This window comes from Paraburkholderia sp. PGU19, assembly GCF_013426915.1.
Lineage (GTDB): Bacteria > Pseudomonadota > Gammaproteobacteria > Burkholderiales > Burkholderiaceae > Paraburkholderia.
Map to the genome: position 1 here is coordinate 1,779,867 of NZ_AP023180.1, position 15,912 is coordinate 1,795,778.

Annotated in this window: 13 protein-coding genes and 1 pseudogene; 7 read left to right on the top strand and 7 right to left on the bottom strand. The window is 64.0% G+C overall.

The annotated features are described in order from the left end of the window. The first annotated feature begins 148 nt into the window (after nucleotides 1-148). The 5 genes from H1204_RS25565 (at nucleotide 149) to H1204_RS25585 (ending at nucleotide 4,875) form a co-directional block, all read left to right on the top strand. On the top strand, nucleotides 149-769 hold the full coding sequence (locus H1204_RS25565; protein ID WP_180731319.1) for a LysE family translocator: 621 nt from the start codon (nucleotides 149-151) through the stop codon (nucleotides 767-769). 307 nt (nucleotides 770-1,076) lie between these two features. Then, the gene (locus H1204_RS25570; RefSeq protein ID WP_180731320.1) at nucleotides 1,077-1,727 is read left to right on the top strand and encodes a hypothetical protein; all 651 of its coding nucleotides are present in this window, start codon (nucleotides 1,077-1,079) and stop codon (nucleotides 1,725-1,727) included. 9 nt (nucleotides 1,728-1,736) lie between these two features. Next, nucleotides 1,737-2,825, top strand: a complete 1,089-nt coding sequence (locus H1204_RS25575) for a GGDEF domain-containing protein (protein ID WP_180731321.1) — start codon at nucleotides 1,737-1,739, stop codon at nucleotides 2,823-2,825. Nucleotides 2,826-3,055: 230 nt separating this feature from the next. Next, nucleotides 3,056-4,555, top strand: coding sequence for a sensor domain-containing diguanylate cyclase (locus tag H1204_RS25580; protein WP_180731322.1), 1,500 nt, complete (start codon nucleotides 3,056-3,058; stop codon nucleotides 4,553-4,555). Nucleotides 4,556-4,683: 128 nt separating this feature from the next. After that, nucleotides 4,684-4,875, top strand: coding sequence for a hypothetical protein (locus H1204_RS25585; protein WP_180731323.1), 192 nt, complete (start codon nucleotides 4,684-4,686; stop codon nucleotides 4,873-4,875). 24 nt (nucleotides 4,876-4,899) lie between these two features. Here H1204_RS25585 and H1204_RS25590 read toward each other — a convergent pair whose 3' ends face one another. Continuing rightward, a complete protein-coding gene (locus H1204_RS25590) occupies nucleotides 4,900-6,309 on the bottom strand; it encodes a PLP-dependent aminotransferase family protein (protein ID WP_180731324.1) in 1,410 nt (469 codons plus the stop codon). Nucleotides 6,310-6,462: 153 nt separating this feature from the next. Between H1204_RS25590 and H1204_RS25595 the strand changes: the two genes are divergently transcribed. After that, nucleotides 6,463-7,791, top strand: a complete 1,329-nt coding sequence (locus tag H1204_RS25595) for an aspartate aminotransferase family protein (RefSeq protein WP_180731325.1) — start codon at nucleotides 6,463-6,465, stop codon at nucleotides 7,789-7,791. A 78-nt stretch (nucleotides 7,792-7,869) separates the two neighbouring features. Here H1204_RS25595 and H1204_RS25600 read toward each other — a convergent pair whose 3' ends face one another. Continuing rightward, nucleotides 7,870-8,418 carry a DUF6496 domain-containing protein gene (locus H1204_RS25600; protein ID WP_180731326.1) on the bottom strand — a complete coding sequence of 183 codons (549 nt, stop codon included), beginning with the start codon at nucleotides 8,416-8,418 and terminating at the stop codon, nucleotides 7,870-7,872. 256 nt (nucleotides 8,419-8,674) lie between these two features. Here H1204_RS25600 and H1204_RS25605 point away from each other — a divergent pair, with 256 nt between their 5' ends. Further along, complete coding sequence (locus H1204_RS25605; RefSeq protein WP_007748721.1) at nucleotides 8,675-8,926, top strand: hypothetical protein; 252 nt, start codon at nucleotides 8,675-8,677, stop codon at nucleotides 8,924-8,926. Nucleotides 8,927-8,992: 66 nt separating this feature from the next. Here H1204_RS25605 and H1204_RS25610 read toward each other — a convergent pair whose 3' ends face one another. From H1204_RS25610 to H1204_RS25630, 5 genes and pseudogenes are all read right to left on the bottom strand, one after another. Next, entirely contained in the window at nucleotides 8,993-10,201 is a 1,209-nt protein-coding gene (locus H1204_RS25610; protein WP_180731327.1) for an ABC transporter substrate-binding protein, read from the bottom strand. Nucleotides 10,202-10,619: 418 nt separating this feature from the next. Next, nucleotides 10,620-11,690, bottom strand: a complete 1,071-nt coding sequence (locus tag H1204_RS25615; RefSeq protein ID WP_180729620.1) for an IS30 family transposase — start codon at nucleotides 11,688-11,690, stop codon at nucleotides 10,620-10,622. 792 nt (nucleotides 11,691-12,482) lie between these two features. Next, nucleotides 12,483-13,195 (bottom strand): annotated as a pseudogene (locus H1204_RS25620) (ABC transporter ATP-binding protein). Next, nucleotides 13,192-13,998, bottom strand: a complete 807-nt coding sequence (locus H1204_RS25625; protein WP_180731329.1) for an ABC transporter ATP-binding protein — start codon at nucleotides 13,996-13,998, stop codon at nucleotides 13,192-13,194. The pseudogene H1204_RS25620 and the gene H1204_RS25625 overlap by 4 nt, the downstream one beginning before the upstream one ends. Beyond that, on the bottom strand, nucleotides 13,995-15,896 hold the full coding sequence (locus H1204_RS25630) for an ABC transporter permease (protein WP_180731330.1): 1,902 nt from the start codon (nucleotides 15,894-15,896) through the stop codon (nucleotides 13,995-13,997). Before H1204_RS25630 ends, H1204_RS25625 begins: the two co-directional genes overlap by 4 nt. Between the last annotated feature and the right edge of the window lie 16 nt (nucleotides 15,897-15,912).

Genomic DNA, 15,912 nt, shown 5'->3' on the forward strand with positions numbered 1-15,912 from the left:
CATCCTGCCCTGAATGTTTGCGCTGTGGCAAGGAACCTCGGCACATACCCGCGCTCCGTACCGGAAATCATGCACGCATCTGTACCGGTACTGTACCGGCTCTGATCGATACACTGTCGTCAATCTCGAAATTCTCGCGGAGCCGTCCATGACCCTCGACACCCTGAGCGCCAGCGCCCTGCCCGCCGGCATCCTGTTCGCGCTCGTCACGACCATCACGCCTGGACCGAACAACACGATGCTGCTCGCATCCGGTGTCAATTTCGGTTTTCGCCGCACGCTGCCGCATATTCTCGGCATCAGCGCGGGCGTCGCGTTGCTGATGCTGTCGGTGGGTTTCGGGCTTGGCGAAGCGTTCCGCCGCTTCGAGGTGCTGTACACGGTGCTCGAAGTGCTGAGCGTCGTGTATCTGCTGTATCTCGCGTGGAAAATCGGCACGTCGGGCGAGATGCAGCTCAAGAAGGGCGAGCGCCGCCCGATGCGCTTTCATGAAGCGATCGCGTTCCAGTGGGTCAATCCGAAGGCATGGATGATGGTGCTCACAGCCGCGACGACGATTCATCTGAGTGCCGACTTCGGCATCAATGCGCTGTTGATGGCCGTGCTGTTCTATGTGATCGGCTTGCCGTGCATCTGCCTGTGGGCCGCGTTCGGCACCGCGATGCGCCGCGCACTGTCGAACCCCGTGTGGCTGCGCACGTTCAACATCGCGATGGCGCTGATGCTCGTCGCGACGCTTTATCCCATCGTGTTGCGCCTGATCGCGTAACGCGCGGACAGTCTGAAAATTTTTCTCGCCTTGCACGACTTTTTGGCCAGCCGCCGCGCGCTTCAAACGTCCGTTTTCCGCCACGGCCCGTCTTGCGAATTAAAAGTAGAATAGCCAACACATAACCCTGTCCTCGTGAGCGGGCCCAGCACTGTCCTCGCCGGCATCATCGCCGGATTGCGGCACTTGATGGGCTCGATAATTGCTCCAAGACCACGGTTATCTCCGAGCAGATTTCGGCGCGTACGCGACGCGCCAGTCCCGCCATTGACAGACGCAGACCGCAAGGGTCGGAGGCGTTGCACACATGGACGCACAGGAATCTCCGGACCGCGAGCGCGGCGGCCGGCAGCAGCAGTACGAGAGCGCGTATCTACCCGATAGCGACGATCCGCAGGCACGGCATTACAGCTGGGTGCAGATCTGCCTGATCTCGGCGATGGGCCTTGCCGTCGGCGTGATGGGCACGGCCGCGTATGTGATCTGGTTCAACCGCGACCAGGTGGCCTACGCCGAAGCCGTCGAATCAGCCCGACGCCCGCTGCCCAGCACGGCAACCAGCGCGAACGGCGACCTGCGCGTCCCAAGCCATGCAGTTGCAGCCGTGCCGACCAGTTCAGTGTCGGGCCGCGTGATACCGGCAACGCCGACGCAAAAACCCGCGCCCACCGGCACCGACTCGCTCGCCGCAGCCCAGACAGCCGACGACACGGACACGGACGCGGACGCGAGCGCAGACGACCCGCCGCAAGCCGCGCGCACCGCGCCCGGGCCAAACAATTCCGCCGCCGCTCGCGCCGACCGTGGCAAGCAGCCGGGCAACGCCGCGCGCCATGCGCAACGGGCGAAACCGAAGGAAACGTTCGTGTCGCGGCTGACCGCGATGTTCCGCAAGGTCGGCTATCACCGCCGCACCCGAGAGCCTGGCAACAACCCCGATCCGTATTCGCACCCCTAGCCCGCCGGCGTGAAGCAAACCGTCACGCCGATCCGCCCGCTCAGCCCGCGATGGCGCCCCCAGCCGATCGTGGTCGGCGCGATCGCGCTCGCGTGCCTCGTGGTCGGGCTGCTCTATGTCGCCGTGCAGGTCAAGGCGCTATTCTCGGATCACTTCCAGCAGCAATACGCAACGCTCGTGCTGGAAGGCGTCGGGCGGGCCGACAATGCGCTCAACGTCGCGAGCCTGCTGAAGCGCAGCGCGCCTTCGAATGGCGCTAACGCGACATACCAGCAGGCGCTCGACGAACTGGGCGCACGCGTGACCGAACTCGACGCGCTGATCGGATCGAGCCCCGTTCCCGCGCCGCGCTTGCCGCAGGCCAATGCGACGGCAAAGAGTCTCGACGAACTGAAGCAGTCGCTCGCGGCCACGGCGGACTATTGGCACGCGCGCCGCGACGCCGTCAGCAACGATGTTCGCCGGCGCACGCTGCGCGTCGCGAGCGTGCTCGCCGTGCTGACCGTCGTGGTGACGGGCGTGCTGTTCGCGGCGCTCGTCGTGTTTGCGCGGCGGCATCGGCGGCTCGCGGGTCTCACGCATCAGTTCCGCCACGCCGCCCAGCATGACGCGATGACGGGCCTGCCCAACCGCCAGCAACTGCTCGCGCGGCTCGATCGTATCGCGGCCGAGCGCGCGCCCGGCAAATGCGCCGTGCTGTATGTCGACCTCGACGGCTTCAAGCAGGTCAACGACACCTTGGGCCATGCGATCGGCGACGAATTTCTGATCGCGCTCGCGCAGCGCTTTCGCCAGTCGCTGCGCCCCGGCGATATGGTCGCGCGCATGGGCGGCGACGAATTCGCGGCGCTAGTCTCCGGCTTCGGCAACGACACGGAGCTCACGGGCATCGCCGCGCGGCTGATGAACTGCGTCGGCGAAACCGACACGCAAATGGGCCTCGGCTTCGTGCGCGCGAGCGTCGGCATTGCGACCTATCCCGATCGCGTCGCCGATCACCGGCTGCTCGTCGCCGCCGCCGACGGCGCGATGTACGAAGTCAAGCGCCACGGCAAGAATGGCTACGCGTTCGCCGTCAGCCCCATTCCGCCCGCATGATTTCGACGCGAGACAGCGCTTCCATCGAGTCGATTCCGGCGATCGACGCCGCCAGTTCAGCACTTCCATGCTGTTTCAATCGAATCTGAGAAACGCAATCAACTTCCGTCCGGCGCTGCCGTTATAAGGGTTCAGCAAGGCGCGGCAGCATGCGCGCCGTCTCCTATGAACGGTCGAGTTGAAGTGCCTCACGCGTCAGCCATCAGCCAGTGAAGAACACCGCGTCCGTAATGAGGTCGTTGACAGGCAGACTTCGCAGATCCATCAAGCGCTTGCGGCCCCGCGGCCACGGCAACGCGCCGCACCGCGCGTTCATCCTGCTGCCCGCGCTGACCGTGCTGATCCTCGCTGTTTTGTGGATCACGATCCTGATGCGCCTGCGCGTCGAAGAGGCAGCCGCGCTGCACGACGCGCGTGTCGCGGCCGGCACCGTCGCGAGCGCGCTCGACACGCACACGCTGAAAACGATTCACGACGTCGACGCGATTGCGCTGCTCGTCAAATACGGCTACGAAAGCTCGCCCGATACGTTCGACCTCAAGAAATACCAGGCCTACGGTCTCATCACCGCCGACACGGCGCTGCAAGTCACCTTAGCTGGCGCGGATGGCCATGTGATCACATCGACGATTCCGTTTTCCGGCGCCATCGACCTCAGCGATCGCAAGCACTTTCGCGTGCATCGCGAGCGAGCCGACGTCGGGCTGTTCCTCAGTGAACCGGTGATCGGCCGCATCTCGCGGCAATGGTCGATTCAGGCGACGCGACGCATCAACCGTCCGGACGGCAGCTTCGGTGGCGTCGTGATCGTGTCGGAGAATCCCGCCTGGCTCACCGACGGCTTTTACACGAGCGCCGCGCTCGGCGAGCACGGCATGATCGCGGTGCTGTCGGGCCGCGGTTCGATGCTGTCGCGCCGCGCAGGCGACGCGCCGAGCCGCACGGGCGACTCGCTGCCGACGGGCTACGTCGATCCGCACGGGAACGACGACACGTTCACCGACCCGATCGACCGCGTGGAGCGCATCGTCGCGCACCGCGAGGTCAAGCGGTACGGGCTCACGGTGATGGCGGGCCTCTCCGTCGCCGAGACGCTCGACGACTACTACCGGATGCGCCGCGTCTACGTGACGATGGCAAGCGTGATTTCGGCGATTCTGGTCGGACTGTCCACGTGGATCGCCGCGCTGATCCTGAAACTGCTGAAAGGCCGGGCGCAGTTGCACCGGCTCGCGCATACCGACCGTCTGACGGGTCTGTCCAATCGCGGCTGCATCATGGATCGGCTCGAGGAAGCCGTCGCCGCGCCGGACGCCGCTGGCCGCGTGGCCGTGATTTTCGTCGACCTGGACCGCTTCAAGGAACTCAACGATACGTTTGGCCATCATCTGGGCGACACGATTCTTGCTGAGATCGCGCGACGCCTGACGGATGTCGCGCAGGGCCGCGCGCAGGTCGGACGGCTGGGCGGCGACGAGTTCCTGGTCGTGATCGAGGACGACGCAGCGCAGGCGCCCGACGTCGCCGATGCGATCACGGCAGCGCTGGAGGTGCCCGTCAGCGTGCACGGCAATGCGTACCGCGTGTGCGCGAGCCTCGGCATCGCGGTGCTGCAACCGGGCGAACGCGCGGAGGATCTGGTGAAAAGCGCGGACCGGGTGATGTACGACGCCAAGGAGCTCAGCCGCGCGAACCGCGCGCCAAGGGCAAAGAATGCGCTCGTCGCGTGATACGGGGACAATTCGGGGCAGAACCAACACAACGCATTCGGCGCATCGCTTGCTCGCGACGAAACGAATGCTCTACAACGAGGGGGAAACGGCTCAAGCTTTGCGGCTTGCTGTCGTTAGCGCAGGGTATGGAAAAGAAACTCGCACAACGCATCGTCAGTTCAGCGCACCGCGCAGCAGAAGCGATCGCGAACGCCCGCACGGATCTGCCCGAAGTCCAGCGGGATCAGTTGTACAGCCGTGTGTTCATCGGGCTGCTGGAAGACAATGTCGGCGCCGCAAACATCGGCGAACTCATCGACTCGCTCGCCAGGCCCTGACGTTTCCGCTCGCGCTTGCCGTGCTCAGCCCCGGCCGATTCGCTCGATGAAGCGCCACAACGCGTCGTCGGTCGAATGCGGGACGTTGAAGCGGAACCACGCGCTCGGCGCATCGTCGGGACGGAAATAGGAACCGGGCGCGAGCCAGATGCCATCCGACAGCGCCGCCGTCGCGATCTCGCCCGCGCGCTCGGGCTCCACGGGCAAGCGGGCGAACAGGAACAGTCCCGCGCGCGGCCGGTGAAAGGCTTCCAGCCCCAGCGCATCCAGCCGTTCCTCGACGATCGCGTGCGCGGCGCGCAACCTGTCATTGACCTGCTCGACATGCCGCGCATAGCGCCCTTCGTGCAGCACCTTGTCGACGATCCGCTCGATCGCCTCCGACGACGTCAATCCCACCGCCATCTTCGTGCGCGCCAGCTCCCGCAGCACGTCGCGCTCGGCGACCACGTAACCGCAGCGCAGCGCGGGCGTCACGGTCTTCGAAAAGCCGCTGATGTAGAGCACGCGCCGCAGCCCTTCCATGGCCGCGAAAATCGGCGCGCCGGGCGAGCCAAGCTCGCGGCTCACGTCGTCCTCGATCACCCACATGCGGTTGCGCTCGGCGATCTGCAGCAGGCGGAATGCGGACGCCATGCCGTAGGTCGCGCCCGTCGGATTCTGCAAGGTCGTGTTGACGAAGATCGCCTTCGGATGATGCGCGTCGACGATTTGCTCCAGCACGTCCGTATCGATGCCCGCCGGCGTGCGCGGCACGCCGATGACGTTCAACCCGGCGAGCTTCAGAATTTGCAGCAGGTTGCAGTAGCCGGGATCTTCGACGACGACGGTATCTCCCGCGCGCAGCAGCGTGCGCACGATCAGATCGAGCGCCTGGGTCGCACCCTGCGTCAGCAGCACGTTCGACACCTCGACGGGCAGGCCGCGCCGGTCCATCTGCTCGGCGATCTTCGCGCGCAGCGGCGCGAAGCCGTACGGATGCCCGTAATCACCAAGGCGCGCGGCGGGCACGCGGCTCATCGCGCGAAATGCGTGCTGCATGCCCGTTTCGTTGATCCATTCGTTCGGCAGCCAGCCGCCGCCCGCCTTGATCGGCATGGAATGGTCGGCGAACACGTCGGACAGCAGCCACGTCGCGGTGAGGCTGGGCGGCTGCCAATCGACGGTATTCGCGTGCGCGGCCCGCGCGCGCGGCGCGACGCGATAGCCGGAGCCGCGCCGTGCTGTCACGAGGCCCATCGACACGAGCCGGTTGTACGCCTCAGTCACCGTGAAGGTGCTCAGCGAATGCGATTGCGCAAGCTGCCGCACCGACGGCAACAGCGCGCCGGCGCGCAGCGCCTGGCTGTCGATCGCATGTGTGAAGCCTTGCACGACCTGCTCGACGAGCGTCGGCGCCAGGCGTCGGTCACGATCCAGTTCGAGTTCGATCATCAGGGTTAATCCAGACGGCAACGGATACTGCGCCGATTTCAGCACAGTTTGACCGATTCGACCAGCACAGTTAGCAGCGCAGTGAGTGAACTGTTTATGTCCGCCATTTAACCTCGGACGCTACAGTTTCGCTATCCATTCGAGGAGAAACTCATGACTTCGCGCCCTGTAATCGACGATCTGTCGAATTTCTGGATGCCTTTCACCGCCAACCGTCAGTTCAAGTCGGCGCCGCGCCTGCTGGAATCGGCGAAAGGCATGTACTACCGCTCCACCGACGGGCGCGACGTGCTCGACGCGTGCGCGGGCCTGTGGTGCGTGAACGCGGGTCATGGCCGCGACGAGATCGTCGCCGCCGTCCAGAAACAGGCCGCGACGCTCGATTTCGCGCCGACCTTTCAGATGGGTCACCCGCTCGCGTTCGAAGCGGCGTCGAAAGTCGCGGAACTGATGCCCGAAGGGCTAGACCGCGTGTTCTTCACGAACTCCGGCTCGGAGTCGGTCGATACCGCGCTGAAGATCGCGCTCGCCTATCACCGCGCGCGCGGCGAAGGACAGCGCACGCGCCTGATCGGCCGCGAGCGCGGCTATCACGGCGTCGGCTTTGGCGGCATTTCGGTTGGCGGCATTGCGCCGAACCGCAAGACGTTCTCGGGCGCGCTTCTGCCGTCCGTCGATCACCTGCCGCACACGCACAACCTCGAACACAACGCGTTCTCGAAGGGCCAACCGGCCTGGGGCGCGCATCTCGCCGACGAACTGGAGCGCATCGTCACGCTGCACGACGCGTCGACGATCGCCGCCGTGATCGTCGAACCCGTGGCGGGCTCGACGGGCGTGCTGATCCCGCCGCAAGGCTATCTGCAGAAGCTGCGCGATATCTGCACGAAGCACGGCATCCTGCTGATTTTCGACGAAGTGATCACGGGATTTGGGCGTCTGGGCGCGGCAACGGCCAGCGAGTATTTCGGCGTGAAGCCCGATCTGCTGACGATGGCCAAGGCGATCAACAACGCCTCCGTGCCGATGGGCGCCGTCGCGGCGAGCCGCACGGTGCACGACACGATCATCAACGCCGGCGCGCAAGGCGCGATCGAACTGTTCCACGGCTACACGTACTCGGCGCACCCGCTCGCCGCTGCCGCCTGCGTGGCGACGCTCGACCTGTATCGCAGCGAAGGGCTGTTCGAGCGCGCCGCGACGATGGCGCCGAAGTTCGAAGCCGCCGTTCACGCGCTGCGCGACGCGAAGCACGTGAAGGACATCCGCAACCTCGGCATGGTCGCGGGCATCGAACTGGAGCCGCGCGACGGCGCGCCGGGCGCCCGCGCGTACGAGGCGTTCGTCAAGTGCTTCGAGGCAGGCGTGCTGATCCGCTTCACGGGCGACATTCTGGCCTTCTCGCCGCCCCTGATCATCGACGAAGCGCAGATCGACCAGATCTTCCAGACCGTCCGCAACGCGCTGGCATCCATCCAGTAAGGCGTCTTGCAGGCCGCTGCGGCTCGCCGCCGGTCGTTTAAACGACGGCGAGCGCAGCGGCGGTTCTCCCGCTAGCTTTCAATGATGCGCACGCGCGGCCCGCGTATGCGCAGCCTTCTTCGCGGCCGCCGACCTTCCCGCCGCGCCCTTCGTCGCAGCCGCCCTCTTCGCCGCAGCCGAGCGGCTCGCGGCCGGACGGCGCGCTGCCGCTGCCTTGGCCTGCTTCGACAACGCATCCTTCGGTGCGCCTTGTCCGCTTTCGTGTTTCAGCACGGCCTCGGCAACACGCGAGCGCTTCGCCGTCGATTCGCTGCTCGGACGGCGTGCGGCCGTGGTCTTCGAAGCTGATTTCGCCGTGGCTTTCTGCGCGGCTGTGTGCTCAGCGGCTGCGGCTTTCTTGCGCATGGCCGCGCTCGTCGTTCCCGTCTTCGGCTGCTTCAGCGCGACGCCCGCGCGGCGCGCCTTCGACAAGCCGATTGCGATTGCCTGCTTCGCCGATTTGACGCCGTGCTTGCCTTCGCGCACGTGGTCGATTTCTTCCTTCACGAATTCGCCCGCTTGAGTGCTCGCCGACTTGCCGGCGCGCTTGTCGGCGGCGGCACGCTTGAGGGTTGCTTTATCAGGCATGACAGTGCTCCCGTTGAATGGTGGCCTTGTCATACGCAGCAACGGGTGTGCCTTGTCCTTGCTGACGGCTGTCCTGGCTCGAAAGCCCTGCGTTTTTGCGGTCGTCCAACCGCTCGCCAGGCGAAGGAATGCTTCGATTCGCGCTGCCTGGCAATCACGACGCAAGCGGCCACAAGCACAACGAGGCCTGCGCAATGCGCCGATAGCGTCTATGGTTTACGTCAAAGGCGGCGATGCAACCGTCAGGAGACGCCTCATGAACACACAGACAGTCAGGGCAGGCGCCCATATCGAAGGGATTCACTGGGTGGCGGAATACGCGGAGACGATGCATGAGATTCGCATCTTCCGCGAAGGCCAGGAAGTGGACGTGCACAATGCGCCATCGACGCTGTTCGGCGACGAAGAGAACGCCGGTTCGAAAAGCTGCGCGGACCATCGCGCGGCGGAAGCGGCCGTGCTCGCGTATCTGCGCCATTTCGTGGCCGAGCACGACGCCGAGGAATGACGGCGCACGAATAAGAAGGCCAGCCGTACGGCTGGCCTTCGGGACGCGTCTTACCTGTTCGCGCAATCAGTCCGCGGGACGCAGTTTCTTCACTTCGGCGTCGGACGGCTGCACGCTCGCGCCGTCGATATAGCGATACGACGTCATCACGCCCTTGCCGTCCTTCAACGCGGTCACGCCGACGAACGCGCCCATCGTCGACTGGTTGTCCTGCGGGCGATACGTGATCGGCCCGAACGGCGTATCGACATTCAAGCCCTTGAACGCGGCTGCGAGCTTGTCGGGATCGGTTGAGCCCGCCTTCTTGATGCCGTTCGCAATCGACATCAGCGCCGCATAGCCGACCACCGAACCGAGGCGCGGATAGTCGCGATATTTCGCTTCGTAGTCCGCGACGAACTTCTTGTTGGCGGGTGTATCGATGGAATACCACGGGTAGCCCGTCACGATCCAGCCGGTGGGCGCTTCTGCGCCGAGTGTATCGAGATAATCCGGCTCGCCCGTCAGCAGCGACACGACGCTGCGGTCCTTGAAGAGCCCGCGCGTGTTGCCCTCGCGAACGAACTTGCCGAGGTCTGCGCTGAACAGCACGTTGAAGATCGCGTCGGGCTTCGCGTCGGCGAGCGCCTGCACGGTCGAGCCGGCATCCAGGTTGCCGAGTGGCGTGGCCTGTTCGGTGACGAACTCGACGTCGGGCTGCGCGGCCTTCAGCAGCTTCTTGAACGTCGCCGCCGCCGACTGGCCGTATTCATAGTTCGGGTACACGAGCGCCCAGCGCTTTTTCTTCAGCTTTGCCGCTTCGGGCACGAGCATCGCGACCTGCATGTAGGTGGAAGGACGCAGGCGGTAGGTGTACTTGTTGCCGTCGGCCCAGACGATCTTGTCGGTGAGCGGCTCGGCGGCGAGGAAGAACATGCGCTTCTGCTTCGCGAAGTCCGTTAGCGCGAGGCCCGTGTTCGACAGATAGCCGCCGAACAGCAGTTGCACCTGCTCGCGGGCGATGAGTTCTTGCGCGACGCGGATCGTGTCGCCGGGGTTCGCGTTGTCGTCGCGTGAGACGACTTCGAGCTTTTTGCCTAGCACGCCGCCAGTTGCGTTTATCTGATCCAGTGCGAGATTCCAGCCGTTTTTATAGGGCATCAGGAACGCGGGCTGTGCCTTGTAGCTGTTGATTTCGCCGATTTTGATGGTTTGTTGTGCGGAAGCGCTTAGGGCCGTCAGCGAGACGGCTAGTGAAGCTGCAATGCGGAATGTCCATGCTGCGCGCGAGGTCATGCGGTGGCTCCGTTTTATTTGTCCGTTCAGGGGTACGGGTGGGACGTGCGAAGGTTGAATCGTACCGGTTCTTTGCGTTCGCGGTGTGGGGTGGGTTGGTCGGTGTTTCTGCCTTTGCGGCGCAGGCGTTGCCGTTCGGTGTTTTTGGCATCTGCGTTGGCGCCTGTGCGGCGCGGGCGGTTTGGTTTGGTTTGCTTGTGGTTGCGCTGGCATCCGCGCTTTGCCTTCGCGGCGCGGTCGGTTTGGTTTGCCCGTGTTTGCGCTGGCATCCGCGCTTTGCCTTTGCGGCGCGGGCGTTGGTTTTGGTTTGCTTGTGTTTGCGCTGGCATCCGCGATTTGTTAGCGTGCTTCACGCGTCGCCCCTGTGCGGGGCGGCACCTACTTTTCTTTGCCGCCGCAAAGAAAAGTAGGGGCGGTTTCAAAGACCAAGTGCAACAGCGGGGTTGATTTCGATTCCCTGCTTCTTGCAGTTTTCAATAAAGACTTGCGCGGGCGTTCTCCAGCCGAGCGTCTTGCGCGGACGGTTGTTCATCTCTATCGCAATCATGTCGAGCTGGCGCTGCGAGAGCACGGACAGGTCCGCGCCCTTGGGCAGGTACTGGCGCAACAGACCGTTGGTGTTCTCACAGATGCCGCGCTGCCACGGGCTGTGTGGATCGCAGAAGTAGATGCGCATGCCCGTTGCTTTGGCCAGTTCCTTGTGCAGTGCCATCTCCTTGCCCTGATCGTAGGTCAGCGTCTTGAGCAGTTCCGGGTCAAGCGGCGCAAACGCTGCGCTGTAGCCCCGCAACGCCGCTTCCGCCGTGCTGTCATCCATCTTGACCAGCATCAGGAACAGCGTGCTGCGATCGATCAGCGTGCCCACCGCCGAGCGGTTTCCTGCCCCCTTGATGAGATCGCCTTCCCAGTGTCCGGCAAGCACCCGCTCGTTCGCCTCCGGGGGGCGCACATGGATGCTGACCATGTCAGTGAGCTTGCCACGCCGGTCTTCGCCGCGCGAGCGGGGTCTGCGCGTGCTGCGTCCCCGTCTGAGCAGCGCGATCAGCTCGCGTTTGAGCTCGCCCCGAGGCATGGCATAGATGGCGTGATAGATGGTTTCGTGAGACACGTTCAGGGTGGGCTCATCCGGATGCGCCTGCTTCAGCTGCGCACTGATCTGCTCGGGTGAATGGCATTTGGCCAGCAGTTCACGCACCTGCGGCCACAGCGGCCCATCGACGTGCAGCTTGCGTTCCCGCCGAGGCTTGCGCCGCAGTCTGCCTGCCCGCAAACCCGCACGCCTTGAATTGTAACCGCCGGCGATCGGCGGTCGTCCCATCGTTGCGCGCTCGTGAGCCGGTTTCCAGTCATTGCGCTTCAGTTCGCGACTGATCGTACTGGGTGAGCGCACAAGCGCACGCGCGATCTCGCGCGTGCTCTTGTCCTCAAACTTCATTGTAAAGATCACACCGCGCTCTTCGGCGCTCAGCTGTTCGTAGTTTTTTCCCATGCAACGTATCCTAAACGGAAGTGTTGCACTTGCATCTTGAAACCGCCAGGCAAAAGAAAGCGGCTAACACCGTCAATCCTTGTTCTCGCCTGAGGGCCCCCAAAGGGTCCTACGCTTCACACGGCATCGTGCTGATCGGTGCTCGTTGCCAACGCCTTGAATAGAAGCCTCACCCTCTTCAGACACCTCCACAAAGGCGAGCGTCAGCGAGTGATTTCTGCCGCCCAGGTGGCAAACTGTGTAGGTTGTCGCACCGCACAGGTTAGTGCTCTTACCAGAAACACCAACCTTGCTTCCCAATCCGGAGTGATGCGCGTATGGCGCGAAAGCCTACACACAGTTTGCCACCTGGGCGGCGGCGGACCATCTGGCGCGGCGTGGCGTGACGCGGGCACATGGAGCGGGTGAGGCGCATACAGAGAACGTTGGCAACGAACACTAGCAAGCGTGTTGCCCAGTGAAGCGTAAGACCCGTTGGGGGCCCTCAGGCAAGAAGAAATGTTGGCGGTGTTAGCCGCTTTCTTTTGCCTACTTTTCTTTGCGGCGGCAAAGAAAAGTAGGTGCCGCCCCGCACAGGGGCGACGCGTGAAGCACGCTAACAAATCGCGGATGCCAGCGCAAACACAAGCAAACCAAAACCAACGCCCGCGCCGCAAAGGCTCAAACGCGAATGCCAGCGCAGAGGCAAAAGAAAAACCAAACCGCCTGCACAACGAACACCGCCTCGCGGACGCGAGCAAAAAGCGAAAAGCGAAAAGCGAAAGCAAAAACCAACCCCAAGCGTCGCAGACATCAAACCCCCAGATACGCCCTCCTCACCCCCTCATCCCCACAAGCTCCCGCATCGCGCCACCAAACCGAATCTGACCTTTCTCGAGCACATACGCGCGGTCACTAACAAGCTCGGCGAAATGAAAGTTCTGTTCAGACAGAAGAATGGACAACCCCTCGCGCTTCAACTCAAGAATCATATTAGCCATCTGCTCGACGATCACAGGCGCGACGCCTTCCGACGGCTCGTCGAGCAGCACCAAATAAGGATTCCCCATCAACGTCCGCGACACAGTGAGCATCTGCTGCTCGCCACCGCTCATCTGCCCGCCAAGACGCTGTGGCATCTCACCGAGATTCGGAAACAGTTCGAAGAGCTTGTCGGGCGTCCACGCAGGCGCCCCCACACGCGCGGGCTGCCGTCCCGTGTCGAGATTCTCCATCACAGTGAGACCCGAGAACACCCGACGATCTTCAGGCACATAACCGAGCCCCATCCGCGCAATCCGATGCGGCGGCAACGCAGAGATGTCCGTACCGTCGAAATGAATCACGCCTTCACGACGCGCCATCAACCCCATGATCGACTTCATCGTCGTCGATTTGCCCGCGCCGTTACGGCCCATCAGCGCGACAACTTCGCCACGCCCCACTTCGAGGCTCACGTCGAAGAGAATATGCGCGCGCCCATAGAACGCATTCAGTCCGTCGACTTTCAGCAGTGGTGCGTTCATGCGCGCGGCTCCGTGTGTGGCTCGCCGCCATCGCGCGATAGCGCCGCGCGCGGCTGGAACGTCTTGCCCGTGCCGAAGTAGACGGCCTGCACGTTGACGTCGTTGCGTATCGTGTCCGCGTCGCCCTGCGCAATCAGCTTGCCACGCGCAAGCACGATGATCCGGTCCGCGCTGGAAAATACGACGTCCATGCTGTGTTCGGTGAACAGCACGCCGATATGGCGCTCGGCGGAAAGACGCTTCGTCAGCGACATCAGCTCGGTCCGTTCCTGCGGTGCCATGCCCGCCGTCGGCTCGTCCATCAGGAGCAGCTTCGGTCGGTTCGCGAGCGCGATGGCCATCTCGACGCGCTTCACGTCGCCATAGGCAAGCACGCTGCACGCACGCTGCGCATGCGCGGTCATGCCGACCTGCTCGAGCAGCGCAACCGCCTCATCCTCGAAATGCGACGCTGCCGGTTTCCACAATCCATATAGACGCTTTTCGCGAGACACGAGTGCCATCTGCACGTTTTCAAGCACGGTCATCGAGTTGAAGGTCGCCGCGACCTGGAACGTGCGACCGACGCCGCGTCGCCATATCTCACGCGGACGCATGCCGACGAGTTCGCGTCCGTCCAGCATCACGGAGCCGTGCGTCGGACGCAGTTGTCCATTGACGATGTTGAAGCACGTCGATTTGCCCGCGCCGTTCGGACCGATCAAGGCGAGCAGTTCGCCGGGCTTCACGTCGAACGAAACGTCGTCGACGGCTTTCACGCCGCCGAACGACATCGACAGATTCGATACGCGCAGAAGGCTCATTGGCGGCCTCCTGCCTGTGCTTCATCGCGCTCGAAACGCTCGCGCACGAACCCCACGATGCCTTGCGGAAACGCAATCACGAGCAACAGGATCGCGATGCCAAGCAGCGCCTGCCAGTAGTCGGTCTGACGCGCGACGGTATCCTGCAACCACGTGAACAGCGCCGCGCCCGCGACGGGCCCCGCCAACGTCTGGATGCCGCCGAGCAGCACCATCACGAGTCCGTCGACGGAACGGCTCACGCTGATCACTTCCGGTGAGATCGTGCCTTTGGAAAAGGCATACAGCGAGCCAGCGAGCCCGCAAAACAGCGACGCAATGACGAACGCGGCCCATTGCACGCGTTTCGTGTCGATGCCGATGGCTTCCGCGCGCAGCACCGAATCGCGCGACGCGCGCATCGCAAATCCAAGCGGCGAGAACAGCATGCGACGCAGCAGCCACACGCCGAGCACGGCGCACGCCAGTGTCAGGTAGTAGTAGGCGACGGGCGACGACAGCCAGTTCGACGGCCATAGTCCGAGAATGCCGTTGCTGCCGCCCGTCACGTCATCCCATTGATACACGACGGACCAGACGATCTGCGCGAACGCGAGCGTGAGCATCGCCAGATACACGCCCGACAGTCGCACGCAGAACCAGCCGAACACCAGCGCGCCGAGCACGGCGAGGAACGGCCCGAGAACGAGCGCGGCTTCCATCGGCAGATCGAGCACTTTCAGAAAGAGCGCCGCGCCGTACGCGCCGAGGCCGAAGTACGCGGCATGACCGAACGAATGCATGCCGCCCGGTCCCATGATGAAGTGCAGGCTTGCCGCGAACAGCACGGCAATCAGAATTTCGACGAGCAGCACGGGCATGTACGGAAACGCGCCGGCGGCGAGCGGTGCGAGCACGAGCGCGGCCAGCACGCATGCCGCGAGCCATCTGAGCGTCTTGCCTGCGCGCTTCAATGGCATGTCGGCGGGCGCTGCCGCGCGAACCGTCGACGTCGCGCGCCCCAGCAAACCCCACGGCCGCACGACGAGCACAACGGCCATCACGACAAACTCCGCGACGAGCGTGAAGCGGCTCAACGAAAGATCGACGCCGAACAGCGACACATGTCCGATGCCGATGCACAGCGCCTTGATCTCCGCGATCAGCAGCGCCGCGACGAACGCACCCGGAATCGAGCCCATCCCGCCGACCACGACGACGACGAACGCGTTGCCGATCGTTTCGAGATCGAGCGACAGATTTGCCGACATCCGAGGTCCCTGCAATGCGCCGCCAAGCCCCGCGAGAAACGCGCCGACGAAGAACACGCCAGTGAACAGCCACGCCTGGTTGATGCCGAGCGCGCCGAGCATCTCGCGATCCTGCGTGGCTGCGCGCACCAGCGTGCCCCAGCGCGTGCACGTCAACGCGTACCACAGTAACAGGAGCACAAGCGGCCCGATCACGATCAACGCGATGTCCCATGTAGGCAGTTGGTGGCCGAGTAGTTCGACGGCGCCGGACAGATGCGGCGCGCGCGGGCCGAACAGGTCTTGCGGTCCCCAGATCGCGAGTGCGGCGTCGCGGAAGATCAGGACGAGCGCGAATGTCGCTAGCAGATGAAACAGCTCGGGGGCCTTGTAGATGCGCCTCAGCACGATGAATTCGACGAGCGCGCCGAGTATGCCGATCACGAGCGCAGAGGCGAGCATCGACAGCCAGAAACCGATGACGCTGCTCGTGCCGAAGCGGCTCGCGATGCTGTAGGCCACGTAGACGCCCAGCATGTAGAACGAGCCATGCGCGAAGTTGACGATGCGCGTGACGCCGAAGATCAGCGACAGGCCCGCTGCGACGAGAAAGAGCGCCGAGGCGTCGGCGAGTCCGTTGATCAATTGGACTAGCAGGTTGGGAAGCATTTTTGCCTGGCGGCGG